Source organism: Galbibacter sp. PAP.153, from assembly GCF_037029175.1.
Taxonomy (GTDB): Bacteria; Bacteroidota; Bacteroidia; order Flavobacteriales; family Flavobacteriaceae; genus Galbibacter; species Galbibacter pacificus.
In genome coordinates this window covers 52933-76548 of the sequence record NZ_JAZEUN010000011.1, presented here as the reverse complement: position 1 = coordinate 76548, position 23616 = coordinate 52933, and the positions used below count along the sequence as shown (strand labels likewise).

The following is a 23616-nucleotide window of genomic DNA, read 5'->3' as shown; positions in this document are numbered from 1 at the left end:
ATATCTAAATCTTTGAATATAATATTACGATAAAATCTGCATTTAATTGAAAATATGATAAAAAAATACTTTGATAAAACCCTCATCTTCCTTTTTTTGTGTTGTATGTTTTCCTGCGCAACATACCAGTCGAAATTTGTAAGGGAAAATTACAAGGAAGATTCCCAAAATAAAGAAATAGACCGGTGTTTTTATTTAATAGGCGATGCGGGAGGTTCTAACAATAGCGAACCGTCTGATGCCTTAAAGCTTTTCCGGAAGGCTGTGTCTAAAAGTACTAAAAATGATTTTGCCATTTTTTTGGGCGACAACATCTATCCCGATGGAATGCCCCCGGAAGACGAGGCAAATAGGGAAAATGCCGAGTACCAATTAACCACCCAAATAAATGCCGTAAAAGATGCAGCTGCCAAAGTAATTTTTATTCCCGGGAACCACGACTGGTACAATGGCGGGGTTAAAGGAATAGAAAGGCAAGAAGATTTTATTGAGGATATTATTAAAAGAAAAAAAATTTTATTGCCCAGTGATGCATGCGGTTTGGACGAAATAGAAATTTCTGAAGCGGTTCATTTAATAACGATAGATTCTCAGTGGTTTTTAGAAGATTGGGACAAGTACCCGACCATAAACGACGATTGTGAAATAAAAACGAGAAAGAAATTTTTTATCGAGTTTGAAGGAATGCTGAAAAAAAATGAAGGAAAAACCATCATTGTGGCGGTTCATCATCCATTGTTTACATATGGAACACATGGTGGGTATTTTGCGGCCGGGAAACAATTGTTTCCATTTCAAAGCAAGGTTCCCATGCCCGGAATAGCATCATTGATCGAGCATGTTAGAAAATCTGGCGGAGTTTCTATTCAAGATACTCAAAACCAACGATATCAGGAATTTAAAAAAAGAATAGAATCCATTGCCATAGAAGCGCCGGCAAATGTAATATTTGCATCGGGCCACGACCATTCCCTACAATATATCGTCAACAATAAAATAAAACAGGTAATTGCAGGTTCTGGTTCAAAAGAATCAGCAACAAAATTAACCGGAAATGCAATTTTTGGTTCGGGGAAACAGGGATATGCCGTTATTGACGTTTATAAAGACGGATCTTCATGGGTGAGGTTTTTTACGGCTGTAGACGGTAAGGAAATGCTTGCTTTTCAAACGGAAGTTTATCCGCCTACTCCGGCCATTAAAAACTATAATTTCCCTAAAAATTACCCGAGCTACATTACCACTTCGGTTTACCCCAAAGAGAAAACAGAAGTTTCAAATACCTACAAAGGTTTTTGGGGCGACCATTACCGCGAGATATATGGAACGCCCATTAAGGCAAAAGTAGCTGTTCTGGATACGCTATACGGTGGTCTCACGCCAATACGCATGGGCGGCGGGCATCAAACAAAAACATTAAGGCTCGTAGATAAGCGAGGCAAGGAATACAACATGAGGGCGGTTAAAAAAAGTGCCGTTCAGTTTTTGCAAAGTGTTGTGCTGAAAGACAAGATTTTAACTACGGAAGATCTTACCCAAACCCTGCCAGAAGATCTTTTGTTGGATTTCTATACATCGGCACATCCATATGCTGCCTACCCAATCCCGATATTGTCTAATGCCGTTGGGGTTTATCATACAAATCCTAAATTGTATTACATACCCAAACAACAAAGGCTTGGAAAGTATAACGATGAATATGGAAACGAACTGTATTTAATAGAAGAACGGCCCGGAAAAGAGCACCAAGATCTGGAAAGTTTTGGCCGTCCCGATGATATTGAAAGTACAGACGACCTTTTTGATAATTTACGGGAAGACGAGAAATATGTCTTAGATGAAAGGGCATACATCAGGGCGCGTTTGTTCGATATGCTCATTGGCGACTGGGACAGGCATACCGATCAATGGCGGTGGGCAGAGTTTGATGAAGGAAATAAAAAAATATACCGCCCCATACCGAGGGACAGAGATCAGGCTTTTTCCGATTTTGATGGTGCTTTCTTGAGTTCAGTAAGAACATTGGTAGCACCGGCCAAAATGATGCAGCGTTACGAACCTGAGCTTAAAAATATAGAATGGTTTAATACCGAACCAATGCCAATGGACCGTGTTCTTATTCAAAACAGCACTTTGCCCGTTTGGCAGGAAGAAGCGACCTATATACAAGAAAACCTTACAGATGATGTAATTGAAAAAGCATTTAAACAAGTGCCCCGGGAAGTACAGGACCAATCTTTAGAAAAAATAAAAACGACCTTAAAAGAACGAAAAGTGCTTTTGGGGAATATTGCAAACAATTATTACAAAACATTAAATAAAGTAGCCGTATTGTTTGGTACCGATAAAGATGATTATATTGAAGTTATACGTGCCAAAAACAAAGAAACACACGTAGTTATTTCTAGGATAAAAGACGGAAAAAAAGCCGATATAATAGTAAACAGGATTTTTAACAGCAATATTACCAAGGAAATATGGATTTATGGCTTGGATGATAAAGATATATTTGAAGTGAACGGCAAGGCTAAAAATCCCATAATGGTACGTTTGGTTGGAGGCCAAAATAACGACACATTTAAAATCAATAACGGCAAAAAAGTGCGTTTTTACGATTATAAATCAAAAAACAATACCGTCGCAGTTAACAATGGAGGTGTGAAACGCTTTACTGATATATACGAGAACAATATTTTTACGTACAATAAAAACAAATATTCAACATATACCTTGGTTCCCGGGCTAGGTTTTAATCCAGATGCCGGAGTTATAGCGGGCTTAAATTATACAATAACCAATTATGGTTTTGAAAGGAACCCGTTTTCTACAAAGCACAGCTTTGGGATACGTTATCATTTTGCAACACAAGGTGTTGAATTTACTTATGATGGAGAAGTGGCAGGTTTATTAAAAAAACTAAACCTCTCTTTTGGCGCTAAATATAACAGCCCTACATATGCAAGGAATTTCTATGGATATGGCAATGAAACCGAAAATCTGGAAGACGATCTCGGGATGGATTACTACCGAACAAATTTAAGTAACCTTAAAGGATATTTGGGGCTTACCAAAAGATCGCCGTATGGAAGCACATTTAGAGGAACCTTTATTTTTGAAGGGGCCCAAGTTGATAATACTCCGGACCGTTTTATAGGGGAATACAACTTAGATGATGATTTTTTCAACTGGAAGTACTTTACTACATTGGAATTGGGCTATACATACAAAAGTTACGACCTTGGTATTAACCCAAGCAGGGGGATGTTCTTTAATGCAATTACGGGATATACTTTCAACTTATCCAATTCTGGGCATGGTTTTGCCTACCTAAAACCTCAACTTACATTTTATAGCCGTTTAAGCAAAGACCATAAACTGGTTTTAAAAACAAATGTGCAAAGCCAATTAAACTTTGGCGATGATTTTGAATTTTATCAGGCGCCCTTTCTTGGCGGGAACAGTGGTTTAAGGGGCTATAGAATTAATAGGTTTACCGGAAAAAACAGTTTGGTTTTCAATGGCGATTTGCGTTATACCTTTAATTCTTTTAAAACAAGGATACTCCCAATTCAATTGGGGCTGTACGGAGGTGCCGATTGTGGAAGGGTATGGCTGGAAAACGATGACTCCGGACTTTGGCACAACTCTTTTGGCGGAGGTGTTTTTATAGTGGCAAGCAAGCTAATTAATATGGATATGTCTCTGTTTAATTCTAAGGAAGGAAACCGATTTGCCTTAAAGTTAGGAGTGAATTTTTAACCACGCTGCCCGAACGGTAATCGGGCAGGGTTAAAAAATTAAAAAACATCATTAACTAAATTGGTTACTTTTGCATTCCATTAAAATTATAGATAAAATGTATTACAAGGTTGCAATGGGCATATTTTCAGCACTGTTTATAATAGCCTGCCAGCAAGAAAAAAGTACCACCTATCAAGATTTAAAAGGAGATGTGTTTGGTACGTATTATCACTTTCAAATAGATTCAGAAAAAGATTATACAAAACAGATAGATTCCGTTTTTCAGCAAGTTAATATTGCGGCCAATACGTATGTTGCCGAGTCTCAAATATCTATTCTTAATAAAACAGGGGTTTACAACAATCCTTCGGCAACCTTTTTGGATATGCTGCAAAAAGCAAAGCATTATTATACCGAGACAAATGGTTATTTTAATCCTGCCATTTATCCGTTAATAAGTACATGGAAGTCAAAATTCGAAAACCGTTCAGAGATAGATACCCTTAAGGTAAACAAATTACTGGGTTTAACAGCTTTTGACAGTATCTTGACGGTGGAGACAACTAAAATAACTTTTTTAAAACCAAATGCGGCAATAGATTTAAGTGCCATGGGCGAGGGGTATACGCTAGATGCCTTGGCTTCAATTCTGGACAAAAGCGGGGTAAAAAACTATATGTTGGAAATTGGTGGCGAAATGCAGTGCCGTGGCTTAAACCAAAAAGGCAAAACTTGGCTAATTGGTATTGAAGCCCCTAATTTTGACCCGTTGGTTAAAGAAAGAAGTGTTATAAGCACTGTTCGCTTAAAAAATACCGGACTTAGCACTTCCGGAAGCTACCGCAAATTTTATTACGATAGCCTTGGCAAAAAACATGCGCATATAGTAAACCCCAAAACCGGGTTTCCGGTAGAGCATCACCTGCTTAGCGTTAGCATTAAAGCCAAATCATCGGCTATTGCCGATACGTATGCTACAGCCTGTATGGCCATGGGCGAGGAAAAATCCAAGAAGTTTATTGAAAACGATCCCGAAATAGAAGGGTATTTAATAGTTGCCAACGTAGCAGATTCTACCGAAACATGGCACTCGGAAAAATTTTTCGATTAAATAACGTGTTCTGTATACTATTTGGATAATATTCTTTTATTTTGTTTGAAGTATACAACCTCGGTGCAAACATTCGAGGCATTATAAATCTCATATAGTGAGTAAAAAGAGCTAATCAATCAATAAAAATTATATTTCTATGGCATCAGGTTTTTTTGCGGTATTAGACGATATTTCTGCATTAATGGACGATGTTGCTTCCATGAGCAAAATAGCAACCAAAAAGACCGCCGGAATATTGGGCGACGATCTGGCGGTAAATGCAGAAAAGGCCACGGGTTTTGTAGCCAATAGGGAAATACCTGTATTATGGGCCATTACAAAGGGGTCTTTCCTTAACAAGCTCATTATTTTACCCATTGCCTTTTTGCTTAGTGCATACCTGCCCGTTGCCATTATTGTTATTTTGATTTTGGGCGGAATATACCTGGCATACGAAGGAGCCGAAAAAATATACGAATTTATTTTCCCGCATGCACCAACCGTTGATGAAGAAACGCCAGTGACCATTCCCGAGGAAGAACTTGAAGAATTTGAAAAAAGCAGGATAAAACAGGCAATACTAACCGATTTTATACTTTCCATAGAAATTGTAATAATTGCATTGGGGGCCGTTATTGAAGAACCTTTGGTAACAAGGATTCTTGTGGTTAGCATAGTTGCCATCTTGGCCACAATCGGGGTTTATGGAATTGTAGCGCTTATTGTTAGAATGGATGATTATGGGTATAAGCTCATTAAGTTAAACGATGAGGACAATACCATATCCGATAAAATAGGAAGGTTCCTCGTAAATTCTTTGCCATGGGTTATAAAAGGACTGTCGGTGGTGGGAACACTTGCACTCTTATTGGTCTCGGGAGGGATATTTAATCATAATATCGAGTACCTTCATCATATCCTTCCAAACATGCCTTCAATAATTAAAGATTTCCTTACTGGTTTAATTGTTGGATCTGTAGCAGTTTTCGTGGTAATTCTTATTAAAAAAATATTCAAAAAGAAACATTGATAACTTAAGTTTTTTCTTTCGGAATAAATAAACATCAAATACTTGATAAATAATAAATTATAGGTTAGGTTTATGCCAAGGGATTTCTTATTCTTTTTACGCACATAACTTTTTGTTAAAGTTGTTAACGTTCACTTTTACTAACATTAGTGTTTTCATTACTTAAGCATAACCCGCCTTAGTAATTCATGTTATTACTTCGTTGATTAATATTCAACTAATTAAAATAGCATGATTAAAAACCTAAATTTAGTAGTAATTTTAGTATTGATGGGCTGGACCTCCGTAAGTTGGTCGCAGGCTACCATTACAGGTATAGTTTTAGACGAAAACGATTTCCCCATTCCAAGTGTTAATGTAACCGTTGAGAAGAAAAATATAGGGGTCGTTACCGATTTTGACGGAAAATTCAGCATAGAAGCTGAAAGGGGCGATGTCCTTAAGTTTAGTTATCTTGGAATGCAGTCCCAAACCATAACAGTTATGGGCAGCCAACCGCTTACAATAGCGATGCAGACCGACCAAATGCAATTGGAAGATGTTGTTGTAGTTGGGTATGGTACCCAAAAGCGGGCCGATGTTACAGGGGCTATCGGTTCGGTTAATAACGAAAACTTTAATAAGGGATTGGTAACAAACCCCGGTCAGCTTTTACAAGGAAAGGTTGCCGGTGTAAATGTGTCGGTTGTTAGTGGCGAACCCGGTGCTACACAAGATGTAATTATTCGCGGGGTGGGTAGTTTGCGCTCGGGAACAACACCTTTGTACGTTATCGATGGCTTTGCACTGGACAACTCGTCCACAGGAGTGGCCACCAACCCTTTAAACTTTATCAACTCGCAGGACATTGAAAAAATAGATGTCTTAAAAGATGCATCGGCAACGGCCATTTACGGGTCGAGGGGTGCAAATGGGGTAATTGTGATAACAACCAAAAATGGAAAAACCGATAAGGCCCAGATGGACCTGAGCGTGACTTCCGGTTTCTCTACCTTGGCCAATAAAGTGGATGTTTTTAGTGCCGATGAATTTAGGCAGCAAGTGGTAGCTGTTGGGGGAACTTTAGATGATGGCGGGGCCAACACAGATTGGCAGGACGAATTGACCAGGACAGCCTTTTCTCAAAATGTAAATTTCTCGTTGAGCAATACTTCCGATAATTTTTCGTACCGTGCATCGTTGGGTGTAAACGATCAAGAGGGTATATTAAAGTCCAACGACCTAAAATTGTATTCCGGTCGCTTAAATCTCATGCAAAAGGCATTCAACGACCATTTGCGGGTAGAGTACAATTTAACCGCAAACAGGATCGAAAACTCAAGGGCAGATGCTCAATCAATTGTTGGGAACATGCTTCAGCTTAATCCTACAACGCCAGTTTATACCAATGGTAAACCTACTTTGTTGGAAAATATGCTAAATCCTTTTACTAGAGAAGAAATATATAGCGACGAGGCGGTTAACAACCGTATTTTGGCAAATATTGCCCCTTCAATTAAAATAGTAAAGGGACTTACCTATAAGTTGAGCCTTGGCGTAGATTATTCTTCAACCAATAGGGATATTCAATACAAGCCATATTCTTTGTTGGAAGATTATACAAACGGGTCTTTAAATTCTATTTACACCACCAATAAAAATACGCTGGTGGAGAATACATTGACCTATAATTTCTTCAAAAATAAGCACAACTTCACTTTTTTAGTGGGGCAAACATACCAAGAGACATACGAGGAGCAAAAAAGTTTTAGAATGGAAGGATTCTCTGATAATGGAGTCGACCCAAAATACCAAGACCAGATCGGTGGAGAAAGCACCCCGACTTATATGGACACATATGCTGTTAAAAACGAGCTTCAGTCTTTTTTTGGGAGGCTTAATTATATTTATAACGACAAGTATTTAATAACCGCAACCATGCGGGGAGATGGTTCTTCAAAATTTGGGGAGAACAACAAATATGGTTATTTTCCATCGGTTGCATTGGGGTGGAACATCATGAACGAAGATTTTTTAAGCGCCTCAAGCGTGGTAACCAACCTAAAATTAAGGGCCAGTTGGGGTAAGACCGGAAATCAGGAAATTCCATCAAAAATCACCAAATTAAGTTATACCGATAGTAAAGATGATAACGATTCTTATCCGATAAACGGCGACGAAAGTTCTATTGAAGATTATCCTTATGGCACGATTTTTACACGCTTGGCAAACCCCGATATTCAATGGGAAGTTTCAACACAAGCCGATATAGGTCTGGACTTTGGCTTTTTTAATAACAGGTTAACGGGAACTATAGATTACTTCAATAAAGTATCAGAAAATATATTGCTTGAAGTAACCCCGGCAGACCCGGTTCAGCCAACCGATAAATATTGGACCAATATTCCGGACATGGAAATTAAAAATAGCGGGGTAGAATTTTCTTTGGACTACAATGGAAACTTCAGCAATAACTTTACTTTTAATATAGGCGGGAACATTTCTTACACCAACAATGAAGTGGTAGATTCTCCATATGAAGTTTTAACAACAGGAGCCGCACAAGGTGCCGGGCAAACCGATGCCACCATTAACGGGAACCTTAACGGAGAGGCCATAGGGTCTTTTTACATGCAGGAATTTATGGGCATTGGAGACGACGGCCTAAGTATTTTGTCTGATGATCGTAGGGTGGCCGGAAGCGCCTTGCCGGATATTATTTATGCCTTTTACGTAAATCTAAAGTACAAGAATTTCGATTTGGGGATTAACTTTAATGGGGTTTCCGGAGACAAGGTGTACAACCATACGGCAATGTCCCTCTTTACAAAAGGACTATTGGCTTCCAACTTTAATACCACCGATATTGTAACACAATACGAAAACGAAGATATTACCAATTCTAACACTGTTTCTACACGTTATCTGGAAGATGGCGATTTCCTGAGGTTAAACAACACCACATTGGGTTACAATTTAAGGCCGGAGTTATTAGGAATGGGAGATTTAATCCATAACATTAGGTTTTCGGTTACAGGGCAGAATTTGTTTGTAATATCAAAGTACAGCGGATTTGACCCTGAAATTAATTCAAACCTTACTATTGACGGTATTCAGACTTTCGGGATCGATTATTTCAACTACCCAAAAACAAGAACCCTATTGTTCGGTTTAAACATATCATTTTAATCAAAAAAAGACTTCAAAAATGAAGAATAAAATTATAATTGCACTTTTCGGGATTAGCTTATTGTCCAATTTAAGTTGTACCGATTTAGACGAAGAAGTTATAGACGAATCTTTGGAAGGTAGCGGGCAGGCAGAGGCTGTAAGTGGGGCCATAGCCCCGGCTTATGGCCAGGTTGCATGGACCTGGAGGCATACTAATTATTACGGGTTACAGTTAATCCCTGCCGATGAGGCTATTTTGCCCTATCGTGGCGGTACCGATTGGTACGATGGTGGTAAATTTCTGGAAGCGCATACACATAATATTTCCCCAAGCAACGATTTGGTGGGAAGTTCCTGGAACGAGCTTACCAAAAATATCTCCAGGACCCTTTCGGCTATTGAAGTATTAAAACCACTTGCCGAGGCGGGAAATACAGAGGCCGAAGGAGCTCTTAACGAAATGATAGCTTTAAGGGCATACTTAAATATGTTGACATTGGATAGCTGGGGAATTGCGTTTAAAAAAGAATCTTCAGAAGAAATTTCCCAGATACTCCGCGGGCAGGAAGCTATTGATTATATTGAAAGCGAATTAATCTCGGTGGTAGATGTAATAAATACCCAAAAAGGCCCCGGAAGGATAACCCAAGCGGCCGTTTGGGGGTTTTTGGCAAGATTGTACCTTAATGCGGCCGTATATCGCGATCCATATGGAACTCCAAGCTTCACCAATGAAGATATGGACATGGTAATAGCCTATACCAATGAAATAATAAATTCGGGCAATTTTTCATTCTCTTCAGAATATTTCGATTTGTTCAACGACGATAACCATGATAATCCCGAGCTGATCTTTGCGGCAGACCAACGGGGCGTAATGAACAACGAACATAGCCGTTGGGCATATTGGTCGCTTGCGGGCTCATGGTTTCCAAGACCCGAATTTCCTAGCGCAGACGGTACCGATGGCCCGGCAATTACATCCGATTTTTATCAAACTTGGGTAGATGCCTACGGAAATGTAGACCCAGCAGAAGCCGATGCAAGGTTCTATAAAAAGAATCAAGACATTCCAGAAGCACTTCAAGACCTTACCGGCCTTTCACCGTTGAACGATGAAGACCATTATTATTGTACTGCTGCGGAAGATTTTGAAATTGACAGGGGAATAATACGTGGCATTATTTGGGGGCCTAGAAAAGACGAAAACGGATCTTTTTATACCTGCGACGGGGGATATCGTATCTATCCGGTAAAACAGACAAAAGGAAATGGCCCCGACAAAGATGTGGGCTATGTAAACCACATACTGCAAGTTGATTTTTCAAACGAAGGAAGGCGCCATGCCAATGGTTACCGTACTTCTAAATATCAATTTAGCAATACTTCGCCTAACGGAAATAATTATAGTAGCGTGGATTTGGTGCTAATGAGGTATGCCGAAATTTATTTGATGCGTGCAGAGGCCAAATTGAGAAATGGCGACAATGCAGGAGCCTTGGCAGATGTGAATGTGGTACGCACTTCCAGAACGGCACGTGCGCCAATTCCAGCGGCTTTACCGGCTGTTGACCTAGAGACGCTTTATAGGGAACGTGGTTTTGAACTATATTGGGAAGGTTTTAGAAGAACCGACCAAATCCGCTTTGGTCATTATGAAGATTCCTGGACAGAAAAAACCGATGCAGATGTTCACCATAGACTATTCCCAATCCCGCAGGATGCCATTGATGGTGCTTCCAATGTTTCGGGATATTTAGAACAAAACGAAGGGTACTAATACTTATTTTTGTATGAAATACTAGTGTTTTTGGGTAAAAAAACCAGAATGCTATAAATAAAACAAGCTGTAAATAAATATGAAGAATATTCTAAAATTAACCTTGGCCTACTTTTTATTGCTTTCCAACGGAATCAATTTTACGTTATTCGCTCAGGAAACCTTTAAGGTACATTCCCACAACGATTACGAACAGCAACTCCCGTTTTGGTATGCTTTTAGTAATGGTGCCGCTTCCATAGAAGCCGACATTTTTCTTAAAAACAATGAACTTTACGTAACGCATAGCGAAGATGAAATAGATGCCAAGGCCACTTTGGAAAACATGTACTTAAAAAAACTGGAAAGTTTGGCGGCGTCGGGAGAATTAAGGGAATTGCAATTATTGGTCGATATAAAATCCGATGCCTATAAAACCCTTGATAAATTGGTCGAAGTCCTTAAAAGGTACCCATCTGTTATAGACAATAAAAAAGTACGTTTTGTAATTTCGGGAAACAGGCCTGAGCCTGAAGACTACAATAATTATCCCGATTTTATATGGTTTGACCATCAAAACCTGAACAATCTGGACAAAATAGACTTAAAAAAAGTAGCCTTGGTAAGTGTAAGCTTTAAAACATACACTGTATGGAACGGTTATGGCAGAATGGTGGCCAAGGAGCAGGAAAAGGTAGAAGGCGCCATTAAAAAGGCGCATGATGTTTCAAGGCCATTTAGGTTCTGGGCAACTCCCGATACCAAAACGGCATGGGCCAATTTGGCAAAGTTGGGCGTAGACTACATAAATACCGATGAGCCAGCCCTTGCAAAACAGTATTTAAGCAAGCTTGCCAATAATACATATAGCCAAAAAGAGCCAATTGAAATATACAAGCCGGTTTATGGATATAACAAGGACGAAACCCCGCAAAATATCATTTTAATGATTGGCGACGGAAACGGACTTGCACAAATATCGGCTGCCATGATTGCCAACCGTGGGGAGCTCACGCTAACTGGAATTAAGGATGTTGGATTGGCCAAAACGGCATCTTTTGATAATTTAATAACCGATTCGGCCGCAGGCGCAACTGCCATGGCTACCGGTACTAAAACCAACAACCGGGCCATTGGTGTGGATCCGGCAGGAAAGGCGCTTGACAATTTAGTAACTATGGCAAACCAGCAGGGGTTTAATACCGCTATTGTTTCTACCGATGCCATTTATGGGGCAACCCCAGCATCTTTTTATGCGCACCGTGCAGAGCGTGATAATACAGATGGAATCGTGGAGGACCTCGTGCATAGCAAACTTGACTTTTTTATGGCAGGGGGTAAAAATGAAGAAAATACCATTGGAAAGCAGTTTAAAACGGTAACGATTGACTCATTTACCGATTTTAATCAGCCAATCGCGGTTTATCTTGGGGACGAAAAAGCCCCTTCGATGATAAATGGAAGAGAGAATGCGTTGCCAAATAGTGTCCATAAGGCACTTGAAGTGCTTGGTTCTAAAGAGGAACCGTTTTTTTTAATGGTTGAAGGTGCTCAAATAGATAATGGCGGACATTCAAATAACATTCAGGGTATAATTAAAGAAATGCTTGATTTCGATCGGGCCATAGCCCAAGCACTTCGCTTTGCAGATACTCATAAAAATACGTTGGTGGTAATTACCGCCGACCATGAAACCTCTGGTTTGGGCATTGTTGGTGGAGATATAGAAAGCGGTACCGTACAAGCCGATTTTTTGACCGTAGACCATACCGGAATTATGGTGCCCGTTTTTGCATATGGCCCGCAAGCGGAAAATTTTAAGGGTGTTTTTGAAAACACATCGATTTTTAAGAAAATATGGAAGGCTATTAACAAATAATTCTTACTGAAAACGGCTTTGGGATAGTTGTTGGATCAAATTAATATTTTGATAATTTACAGGTAACATGCCTTAAAAAATATATATCCAACTTTGTGCCGAGAGTTAGTTTTCACATTTTGAATAATTAGTTAGCAAGTTATTTAAAAAGAGGTTGCCCGACAAGGCAACCTCTTCTTTTTTATTTACTTTTTTGAAGCTTCCAAAGAAACCTTTCTAAATTCCTTGAACAATTTTGTAAGTTCTAAAGACGATTTACGGGCTCTAGTTCCAGCTGCTTTATTACCGCTTTCCAATTGGCTGTTTGCATCTTTTTGAAAGGCTTCGATTTCGGTTTCGATTTTACTAATTAATTCTTTCATATTTTAATTTTAATAAGTTAAAGCCTGCAATATAGGCAATAATTTTAGTAGAAAAGATGGCGGAAGTTCAAATTTAAAATCATATAAAAGTGCCTTTGCCTATTTGAAGATTCTTAGCACTGGTGTCATTTTATGTAGGTAAATAGACTATGTATCGCATTATTAAGGATTTGTAACATACAAATATCATTTAAAAGCATCAAACCCTATATTTGTTTTAAACCTTGGTAGGCAAGCATACAGGCAACTATAAACCAATCAGTAGAAAAATATCAAAAAATAAATATGAAAATTTATCTAAAAATATTACTCGTTCTATTTTTTTCTGAAATAGCGACCGGGCAAGAAACCGCAAAAAACCCGATTATTTATGCAGATGTTCCCGATATGTCCATGATTCGTGTTGAAAATACCTATTACATGAGCAGTACGACCATGCATATGAATCCTGGGGTGCCCATTATGAAATCTACCGACTTGATAAATTGGGAATTGGCATCTTATGCTTACGAAACATTGGGGAATACCGATGCCCTAAATCTGGAAAGCGGCGAAAATGCCTACGGAAAAGGCTCATGGGCGAGCAGTTTGCGTTATCACGAGGGGACGTTTTATGTTTCTACTTTTTCATCGACTACCGGGAAAACGTATATATTTTCAACCGATACTATAGAAAGTGGCAAATGGAAAGAACTTTCTTTTAAGCCGAGCTTTCACGATAATACCTTGTTTTTTGACGATGATGGAAAAATATACATGATTTATGGTGGCGGAGACCTTAAAATAGTAGAACTAAAAGAAAATTTGTCCGGGTTTAAAGAAGGCACCAAAAGAACGCTTATAACAAATGCAAGCGCACCGGCAGGTAACGATATTGCACTCCCAGCAGAAGGATCTCAACTTTTTAAGGTGAAGGGCAAATATTATTTATTCAATATTACCTGGCCAAAAGGGGGCATGCGAACAGTGGTCGTGCACCGGGCAGATAAAATTGGCGGCCCGTATGAAGGTAGGTTAACCTTTCAAGACAAAGGTGTAGCTCAAGGAGGATTAATTGACACACCCGATGGCAAATGGTTTGCCTATCTTTTTAAGGATAATGGCGCTGTAGGCCGCATTCCTTATTTGGTTCCTGTTCATTGGGAAAATAATTGGCCGGTTTTAGGGGTTAACGGCAAAGTCCCGTCAACGTTAAATCTTCCGGCTAGCAATGGCTTGATTCCCGGAATAGTAAATTCCGACGAGTTTAACCGAGAAGCAAACGAACCTTTTTTGCCATTGGTATGGCAATGGAACCATAACCCGGATGAAGTTTATTGGTCGGTTACCGATAGACGGGGGTATCTTCGATTGACAACCAACCGTTTGGACTCTTCCGTGGTGGCAACAAAAAACACCTTGACCCAACGTACTTTTGGCCCCATATGCAACGGGAGCACTGCTGTTGATATTGCTGCAATGAAAGAAGGCGATGTGGCCGGACTGGTTCTTTTACAGGAATATTATGGTTATGTAGGGGTTCAATATAAAAACGGAAAAAAGTACATCGTTCAGGTAAATTATGAATCTGGTAAACCCACGATCCATGCAAAAATCCCGATAACTGCCAATACCGTTTACCTCAGTGCTGCATGCAATTACAGGGAAATGAAGGACACGGCTCAATTTTACTATAGTTTGGACGGGAAATCGTGGCATTCCATAGGAAATCAACTAAAAATGAAATATACCCTTTCCCACTTTATGGGCTACCGTTTTGGCCTGTTTAATTATGCTACAAAAACAACAGGCGGGTATGCAGACTTTAATTACTTCCACATAAAAGAACAGTTAGCACCGTAATAGTTTTTAAGCATAAAAAATGTTTTAGGTAGCCAAAAAAGCTTGTAAAGAGCAAGAAATATGCTTTGTGTAACCTATTGTAAACTAATTGTAACAAATAATTCAGCAGTATTAAAAGCTTGAAAATAAATTTGTTGACCACGTCCATTTCCATGGATATATGGAAAGGGCTAAATTTTTTTATTCAGAAGTAAACGTATTAAATAGATGAAAAATTCATTCGTAAATAGCATTTCTATTAAGCTGTTAACCAATTATAACCACGATTAAGATGAAAGGAAGCGAACAAAAAATTTCCTTTTTGGAAAAATTGGGGTATAGTTTAGGCGACTTGGCTGCCAATTTGATTTTTCAAACCTTAATGACCTTTTTGGCATTTTTTTATACAGATGTATACAAAATCCCGCCAAACATTGCATCTACCATAATTTTTGTTGGCGGAATGACAGGGGCTTTTTTTAATCCCGTTATGGGAATTATTGCCGACAGGACCCAAACGCGATGGGGAAAATTCCGGCCATGGATATTATGGACGGCCATTCCTTTTGGATTAATGGCAATTTTGGCGTTCAGGACACCCGAATACAGTTTAAACGGTAAAATAACCTATGCCTTGATTACCTATATATTGCTGGTTGTTATCTATTCTGCAAACAATCTTCCGTATGCCTCGTTAAGCGGTGTCATGACGGGTAGCATGAAAGAAAGGAACAGTATATCTTCCTATAGGTTTACTGCGGTTATGATTGCGCAGTTTATCGTGCAAAGTTTGCTTTTGCCACTGGTTTATATTCTTGGTGACGGAAGTAAAACACTCGGGTTTGAAAGGGCTATTACCATATTTGCCATTATTGGAATCGTTTTTTTTATTATTACTTTTTTGACCACCCGGGAACGGATCCAACCAAAGGAAGAACAAAAAACTTCTGTTAAGGACGATTTAAAAGATTTATTTAAAAATAAACCTTGGTTTGCCATGCTGTTGGCCACCATTTTTATTTTTATAACCCTTTCCCTAAAAGGGGGCATGTATGTTTATTATTTTGATAATTATTTAAGTGTTTCCAGTCTTCAGGGGTTTCTTAACGATATTGGGTTCAATCCCTTAATAGTTAGCCTTAACAAACTCCTTGTTTCCATGGGAATGCATGGTTTTAAATGGCCAGACGATCCCGCTACCTCTGGTTTTAGCATTTTTAATGCTATTGGTATTGTAATGATGATTGTTGGAATAGGAATTTCTAAGCCCATTGCCGATAAATACGGAAAGCGTAATGTTTTTGGCTTCAGCATCGTACTTTCTGCAATTACCTTAATTGCTTTTTATTTTTACAGTCCTTCGGCTATTTACTTGGTTTTTGTTACACAGTGCATACATGGTTTCTTTTATGGAATTTCCACACCGCTTTTGTGGGCAATGATTGCCGATGTTGCCGATTATTCAGAATGGAAAAACAACCGCCGTGCCACCGCCATAATTTTTTCGGCCATGATTTTTGGCCTAAAGGCTGGATTGAGTATTGGTGGAGCATTGGTGGCCGGGATTCTTGGGTTTTATGGTTATAACGAACTTTTAACCGAACAATCAGAAAAAGCTGTTTTAGGAATACAATTATCCGTAAGCATATATCCGGCCATTACCTTTTTACTGGCCGCTACAAGTTTGTTTATGTATGAAATTGGCAAACGTAAAGAAATGCAAATTCAAGAAGATTTAGAGAAACGCCGGGTTGGATAACTTGATATAAATGAAATTTTAAATAGATGAAATTAATAAAGACAATATTAATAGTATGCTTCACAATTTTTTCTGTGAATGCACAAGAAACTTCGTTAAACCTAAAAGAAGCATTTAAAGGGAAGTTTTTAATTGGCGCCGCCATGAACGCTTATCAAATAATGGGAAAAGATACGGCGGCCACCAATATTATAAAAAAGCAGTTCAACGCCATTGTTGCCGAAAATTGTATGAAAAGCGAGAGGATTCACCCCCGGGAAGATAAATTTGACTTTTCCCTGGCAGATAAGTTTGTTCAATTTGGTACGGACAATAATTTGGTGGTAACGGGCCACACCTTGATTTGGCATTCTCAAGCTCCAGACTGGTTTTTTGTTGATGATGCTGGAAAAATGGTCTCAAAAGAAACTTTAATAGCCCGAATGAAAAATCACATTCAAACCATCGTGACACGCTACAAAGGAAAAATAAAGGGTTGGGACGTTGTTAACGAAGCAATTAACGATGATGGAACATACAGGAACTCAAAATTTTATCAAATTATAGGTGAAGATTATATAAAACTGGCTTTTCAATTTGCCCGTGAAGCAGATCCCGATGCCGAACTGTATTACAATGATTATTCCATGTCTATTCCCGCAAAGCGGAATGGGGTAGTGGCCATGGTGAAAAAACTTCAAAAACAGGGAATAACCATAGATGCCATTGGGATGCAATCCCACTTGGGTCTGGACAATCCCGATATTAAAGATTTTGAAGCCAGTTTGGAGGCTTTTTCTTCGCTGGGATGTAAGGTGATGATTACCGAAATGGACATAAGCATATTGCCATTCCCCGACAAAAATGCGGGGGCAGAAGTAACAAAAAGTTTTGAGTACAAACAACAAATGGATCCCTATCGGGAATCGGTTCCAGACTCGGTTACAACTGCCTTTGAGCAAAGGTATTTATCGTTTTTTAAACTTTTTGAGAAACATGAAAAAGCCGTTACAAGGGTTACTTTATGGGGCGTTACCGATGCCAATAGTTGGAAAAATAATTGGCCTGTTCCCGGGAGGAAGGATTATCCTTTGCTATTTAGTAGAAATTATGCCCCAAAACCCATAGTAGATAAAATAATTAAGCAAACGCTTTCAGAATAACCCGGTTACTATAAAATGCCCATAACTAAATTTTAGATACCGACCGGGATAATAATTAAAGGCACATTCCATCTGACCATTAAAAACAATAAAATATTAACAGATGAAACAAAAGAAATACTTATTAGATCATTTATACATGGCCGATCCTTCGGTACATGTTTTTAATGAAAAACTGTACATATATCCTTCGCACGACATAGATTCGGGCATTCCCGAAAACGATAATGGCGATCACTTCAACATGAAAGATTACCATGTATTGTCTATGGAAACCATTGATGAAAAAATTACCGATCATGGCGTGGCTTTAGACATTAAAGATATTCCTTGGGCCAACAGGCAACTTTGGGATTGCGATGTAGCCCATAAAAACGGTAAATATTATATGTATTTTCCTGCAAAAGACGAACTGGACATATTTAGAATAGGAGTTGCCGTAAGCAATAAACCACATGGCCCCTTTAAACCAATTGATGCACCAATGAAGGGAAGTTATTCTATAGATCCGTGTGTTTTTGAGGATGAAGATGGCTCGCATTACATGTATTTTGGCGGAATATGGGGCGGACAATTGCAGCGTTACCGAAACAACAAGGCCATAGAATGCGGACACGAACCAGAAGATAATAGCCCTGCATTGCCCTCAAGGGTTGCCAAATTGTCTAACGATATGCTGTCTTTTGCCGAAAGCCCTAAAGAAATTGTAATTGTAGATGTTAACGGGGTTCCCATTTCCGCAGGAGATCACGATAGGCGTTTCTTTGAAGCTTCATGGATGCACAAGTATCAAGGGAAATATTATTTTTCGTACTCCACCGGGAATACGCACCGTATTTGTTATGCCATTGGTGATAACCCTTACGGGCCTTTTACCTACCAAGGCGTTATCCTTACTCCGGTTGTGGGCTGGACTACGCACCACGGAATTAGTTCCTTTAAGGGGAAATGGTATTTGTTTCATCACGATAGCATGCCGTCCGGAGGTAGAACATGGTTAAGGAGCTTGAAGGTATGCGAAATGGAATATAATGAAGACGGTACCATTCAAACAATCAACGGTACAGATTAAAGCATCAATATTTTGAATTGGTGCGGTAAAAAATATTTAATTCAATACAAAAAAGAAAAAGTCTATGTTTTCATTAAAAAAACAAAATGGGTACCGCTTATGGGTGTTCGTCTCTTTTATCATGATTTTTTTCCAGTCTTGTAATACGGGTTCAAAATCAAATGAAAAAGAAATCGAGACTATTCCGTTTAAGAAATCAACGGCATATTTTGATGATTTCAAATATACTGGAAAAGACGATTTTTATAATGAAAATACGCTGCCGGACAGTTCTTATTTCTACAATCCTATTTTGCCGGGCTGGTATTCCGATCCAAGTATATGTTCCAACGGAGAAGATTATTTTTTGGTAACCAGCACATTCTCTTATTATCCGGGCGTTCCCATTTTTCACAGCAAAGATTTGGTAAACTGGAAACAGATAGGGCATGTTTTGGACAGGCCGGAACAATTGCCTTTGGATGGCCAGCGTATTACCGAAGGGATTTTTGCCCCGGCCATAAGTTATAACCCACATAACAAAACATATTACATGATAACGACCAACATAAAAAAGGGCAATTTTTTTGTTAAAACGAAAGACCCCTTCAAGGGTTGGTCCGATCCGGTTTGGTTGCCGGAAGTTCAAGGTATTGACCCTTCTTTCTTTTTTGATGACGATGGAAAGGCCTATGTGGTTAACAACGATGCCCCAGACGGCGGCAGCCAATACGAAGGGCATCGGGCTATACGCATACAGGAGTTTGACATAAAAACAGAAACAATGAAGGGTCCGCGAAAAATGATTGTTAACGGCGGGGTTGACCTATCAGAAAAACCTATTTGGATAGAAGGCCCCCATGTGTATAAAATTAATGGAAATTATTATTTAATGTGTGCCGAAGGGGGAACGTCTGTAAACCACCGCGAAGTTATATTTAAGTCCGAATCGGTGCTGGGGCCCTACAAACCGTGGAACAAAAACCCCATACTGACCCAAAAACACTTAGACTCAAACAGGCCACTGCCCATTACCTGTGCCGGGCATGCCGACCTTATCCAAAAGAAAGACAGTAGTTGGTGGGCCGTATTTTTGGCATGCCGCCCCATAGACAACGATTTTGAAAACCTGGGCCGGGAAACTTTTTTAATGCCCGTACAATGGGATAAAAGTGGTTTTCCATACATGACCAGAGAAAATGAAGAAATACCGAGAATTATAAAAATGCCCGGTAGCACACGTGTTAAAAAAACAACTTACGGCAATTTTAGCATAACCGAGGATTTTACAGATTCCCTGCTTCCAAAAGAATGGGTTACCATTCGGGGAGATGGAAAGAATTTATATTCTTTAAAAGATATTCCGGGCTATTTGGCACTTTCCTGTGCCGATGTAAATACGGTAGAACTAAAAACCCCGGCCTTTGTTTCCCGCCGCCTTCAACACCATAAATTTGAAGCAGAAACCACGGTTTATTTTGAGCCTTCAGGTTTGCATGAGGCCGCTGGCATTCTTATTATGAAAGATGAAACACATCAGTATGCATTTACCTTGACCGGAAATGAAAAAAGCCCAAAAATACTTGTTGAAAAAATAACGAAAGATGGTCGGGAAATTTTGACCGAAAAAAATCTGGAAACCGGTGAAAAACTATTTCATTTAAGGGTAATTTCAAACGGTCTTAATTTTGAATTTCAATATGCAAGCAACGCTTCAGAATGGAAAACACTAAAAACGGGAGTAGATGCCCGTTACTTATCTACAGCAAATTCCTATGGATTTACGGGTACTAACATAGGGGTGTATGCTACCAAAAAGCGGGTTCCATTGATAAAGGAGGAAATGGTAGAGTAAACTACCCCTGTGCAAGCACACGGGCTTTAAGTGGAAAAATATATAACATTTCGATCCAAGCGTTGGAGCATCATAAATTTTACTTAGTGAGTAAATTAATGTTTGATAAAATAAGCTTTAGAATGTATACTAGATTAATAACAACATTGAAAAATATTGCATTAATTATAATTGCGTTGCTATTTTCTTGTAATGAAACTGGAAAAGGGCAACAAAACAGTTCCGGGACTAAACAGGTTCGGGAACGGATTTCAATAAACAATGATTGGTATTTTTATAAGTATCCAGATGAAGAAACCCCAGATACGCTAATTTACGATACAAGGCCTTCCATAACAGAAGTAAATGATAACAAACCTGCCGATGCAAAGCCAACCAAAGCAGTAGCCCAAACTTCAGATGTTTTTGTATTAAAACCATGGATATTGCCCACGGGAAACGATTTTATAAAGGATCCCGCTAAACGATACGATATTCCCAATGGGAATCCCGGGGAAAATTTTCCTTTTGTTAAAAAAGAGTTTAACGATTCCAGTTGGCAAAAAATTGATTTACCACACGACTGGGCCATACAAGGGCCCTTTATGCAAGGTTGGGAGGCTAAAGTAGGCGGAGGCATGGGTAGGCTTCCAAGTCCCGGTGTAGCTTGGTATCGAAAGAAAATAAACATTCCGGAATCAGATATAGGGAAAACTATTTTTCTGGATATAGACGGAGCCATGTCTTATGCAATGGTGTGGTGTAACGGGCATATCGTAGGCGGTTGGCCTTATGGATATTCATCCTGGAGGGTAGAGCTTACGTCTTATTTAAAACCGGGCCAAGAAAACCAATTGGCGATTAGGCTTGATAACCCCAATTATTCGTCCCGTTGGTATCCCGGAGGTGGGATTTACAGAAATGTATGGCTGGTAAAGACCAATCCTGTCCATATAGCTCATTGGGGAACTTTTGTGCGTACACCACAGGTAACAAAAGATTCGGCCTTGGTTGCAATTGAAGCAAATGTGGAAAATGATTCAAATGAAACGATTTCTTTACAGGTTTCAACAGAAATTTATTTAAAGCAAGGAAATAAAAAAATAGCTTCTATCAATGGAAAGGCCGTACAATTAAAGCCTAATCAAACTTTAAAATATTTAGATTCGGTAGTTATTAAAAATCCTAAGTTATGGGGGCCACCACCAACACAAACGCCAAATTTGTACATAGCAAAAACGTATGTTAAAAAGGATGGAAAAATAATAGACAATTACGAAACCCCATTTGGAATCCGGTCGGTCGAATTTATTGCTAAAGAAGGAATGCTCATAAATGGTGAAAAAGTTTTTATAAAAGGCGTAAACCAGCATCATGATCTTGGTCCGCTTGGGGCTGCATTTAACGAAAGGGCCGCCCAACGCCAACTGGAAACACTTCGCGAAACGGGTGTTAATGCAATTAGAATGGCACACAACCCTCCCGCCACCGAATTATTGGAATTGACGGATAGCATGGGTTTTGTGGTGATAGACGAGCTTTTTGATATGTGGGAGCGTAAAAAGAACCCTCATGATTTTCATCTTATCTTCAACGATTGGTACGAACAAGATTTACGGGCTTGGGTAAGGCGCGACCGCAATCATCCATCAGTGGTATTGTGGAGCACGGGAAATGAAGTTGGTGAACAATACACGGGACACGCGGGGGCAGCGGTTGCCGCTAAGGTCAACAAAATAGTGCGTCAAGAAGATCCAACCCGTTTAACAATGGCATCCATGAACTATGCAAAACCAGATATGCCTTTTTCTGCTGAAATGGACATAATTAATTTAAACTATCAAGGCGAGGGCATCCGTAATGCACCGGAATATGCACATTTAAAAGGAATCAATACACCGCCTTTGTATCCTGCTTTTCATGAAAAGTTTCCAACAAAAGTAATTATAAGCAGTGAAAATGCGGCCACATTTAGCAGTCGCGGAAGTTATACTTTCCCGGTAACAAAAGGCATTAGTTCTCCACTGGCTGAAGCTTTGGGAGGAATTGAAAAACTTGGAATTGTAAGTGATTATAATTTGTATTCAGCCGATTTTGGATCTTCGCCAGATAAAGTTTTTGCATCCATTGACAAGCACCCATATGTGGCCGGAGGTTTTGTATGGAGCGGTTGGGATTATTTAGGCGAACCCACGCCGTATTATTTATCGAGAAGCTCCTATTATGGAATTATTGACCTGGCCGGGTTTAAAAAAGACAGGTTTTACCTTTACCAGTCCCGTTGGAGGCCAGATTACCCCATGGCACATATATTGCCTCACTGGAATTGGCCCGATAGAATGGGAAAAGTAACACTGGTGCATGTATTTACATCGGGAGACGAGGCAGAACTTTTTTTAAACGGCAAGTCTTTGGGAAGAAAAAAGAAAGAAAAATACCAATACCGCTTGCGTTGGAACGATGTGAAATATCAGCCTGGAGAATTAAGGGTAATTGCATATAAGCATAATAAAAAATGGGCAGAAGATATTGTAAAAACCAGTGGCGAAGCTTATAAATTAAATGCAAAAGTTGATAGGGATACCATAATTGCCAACGGAACGGATATAGTGTTTATTGAAGTACAAGTTGAAGATAAGCAGGGGAATTTTGTTCCCGATGCAAACCCAGAAATTGAGTTCCAACTGGAAGGAAAGGGCATTCTTGTGGCTACTGCAAACGGCGATCCAACCAATATGGTGTCTTTTAATTCTAAAAAGCGAGAAGCCTTCAACGGGAAAATTTTGACAATAGTAAAAGCTACAGGTTCGGGAGAAATTAAAGTTACAATTAAATCCAAGGGCATGGAACCTGATGCCGTTCAGCTTCATGCAAATTAGTTTATAAAATCAGTCTTATATATTGATATTTAATTTATGTATTATGGTATGTATTAAAAGAAGGTCTAAAAATTACATGACTGTTTTTTTTGCAGTATTTTTATGGTTTGCAATAT

At 39.2% G+C, this 23616-nt stretch carries 13 protein-coding genes; 12 read left to right on the top strand and 1 reads right to left on the bottom strand.

Going from position 1 to position 23616, the window contains the following annotated elements:
* Positions 1-54: 54 nt before the first annotated feature.
* The 6 genes from UXI14_RS08780 (at position 55) to UXI14_RS08755 (ending at position 12652) form a co-directional block, all read left to right on the top strand.
* Positions 55-3759: a metallophosphoesterase gene (locus tag UXI14_RS08780; RefSeq protein WP_335965813.1), complete on the top strand. Its 3705-nt coding sequence runs from the start codon at positions 55-57 to the stop codon at positions 3757-3759.
* 97 nt (positions 3760-3856) lie between these two features.
* Positions 3857-4852: an FAD:protein FMN transferase gene (locus tag UXI14_RS08775; RefSeq protein WP_335965812.1), complete on the top strand. Its 996-nt coding sequence runs from the start codon at positions 3857-3859 to the stop codon at positions 4850-4852.
* A gap of 139 nt (positions 4853-4991) precedes the next feature.
* Positions 4992-5864: a DUF808 domain-containing protein gene (locus UXI14_RS08770; protein WP_335965811.1), complete on the top strand. Its 873-nt coding sequence runs from the start codon at positions 4992-4994 to the stop codon at positions 5862-5864.
* Positions 5865-6095: 231 nt separating this feature from the next.
* Positions 6096-9032 carry a TonB-dependent receptor gene (locus UXI14_RS08765; RefSeq protein ID WP_335965810.1) on the top strand — a complete coding sequence of 979 codons (2937 nt, stop codon included), beginning with the start codon at positions 6096-6098 and terminating at the stop codon, positions 9030-9032.
* Positions 9033-9051: 19 nt separating this feature from the next.
* The gene (locus UXI14_RS08760) at positions 9052-10794 is read left to right on the top strand and encodes a RagB/SusD family nutrient uptake outer membrane protein (protein ID WP_335965809.1); all 1743 of its coding nucleotides are present in this window, start codon (positions 9052-9054) and stop codon (positions 10792-10794) included.
* 79 nt (positions 10795-10873) lie between these two features.
* Positions 10874-12652 (top strand): alkaline phosphatase, encoded by a 1779-nt coding sequence (locus tag UXI14_RS08755; protein ID WP_335965808.1) that lies wholly within the window; start codon positions 10874-10876, stop codon positions 12650-12652.
* Positions 12653-12837: 185 nt separating this feature from the next.
* On the opposite strand, the gene UXI14_RS08750 is transcribed toward UXI14_RS08755, so the two are convergent.
* Positions 12838-13014, bottom strand: a complete 177-nt coding sequence (locus UXI14_RS08750; RefSeq protein ID WP_277899511.1) for a histone H1 — start codon at positions 13012-13014, stop codon at positions 12838-12840.
* 285 nt (positions 13015-13299) lie between these two features.
* Here UXI14_RS08750 and UXI14_RS08745 point away from each other — a divergent pair, with 285 nt between their 5' ends.
* The 6 genes from UXI14_RS08745 (at position 13300) to galB (ending at position 23500) form a co-directional block, all read left to right on the top strand.
* On the top strand, positions 13300-14856 hold the full coding sequence (locus UXI14_RS08745) for a glycoside hydrolase 43 family protein (RefSeq protein ID WP_335965807.1): 1557 nt from the start codon (positions 13300-13302) through the stop codon (positions 14854-14856).
* A gap of 271 nt (positions 14857-15127) precedes the next feature.
* The gene (locus tag UXI14_RS08740; protein ID WP_335965806.1) at positions 15128-16594 is read left to right on the top strand and encodes an MFS transporter; all 1467 of its coding nucleotides are present in this window, start codon (positions 15128-15130) and stop codon (positions 16592-16594) included.
* A 74-nt stretch (positions 16595-16668) separates the two neighbouring features.
* Complete coding sequence (locus UXI14_RS08735) at positions 16669-17736, top strand: endo-1,4-beta-xylanase (protein WP_335965805.1); 1068 nt, start codon at positions 16669-16671, stop codon at positions 17734-17736.
* Positions 17737-17839: 103 nt separating this feature from the next.
* Positions 17840-18808, top strand: coding sequence for a glycoside hydrolase family 43 protein (locus UXI14_RS08730; protein WP_335965804.1), 969 nt, complete (start codon positions 17840-17842; stop codon positions 18806-18808).
* A 64-nt stretch (positions 18809-18872) separates the two neighbouring features.
* Entirely contained in the window at positions 18873-20642 is a 1770-nt protein-coding gene (locus tag UXI14_RS08725; protein ID WP_335965803.1) for a glycoside hydrolase family 43 protein, read from the top strand.
* A 122-nt stretch (positions 20643-20764) separates the two neighbouring features.
* Positions 20765-23500, top strand: a complete 2736-nt coding sequence (gene galB, locus UXI14_RS08720) for a beta-galactosidase GalB (RefSeq protein ID WP_335965802.1) — start codon at positions 20765-20767, stop codon at positions 23498-23500.
* The last annotated feature ends 116 nt before the right edge of the window (positions 23501-23616 follow it).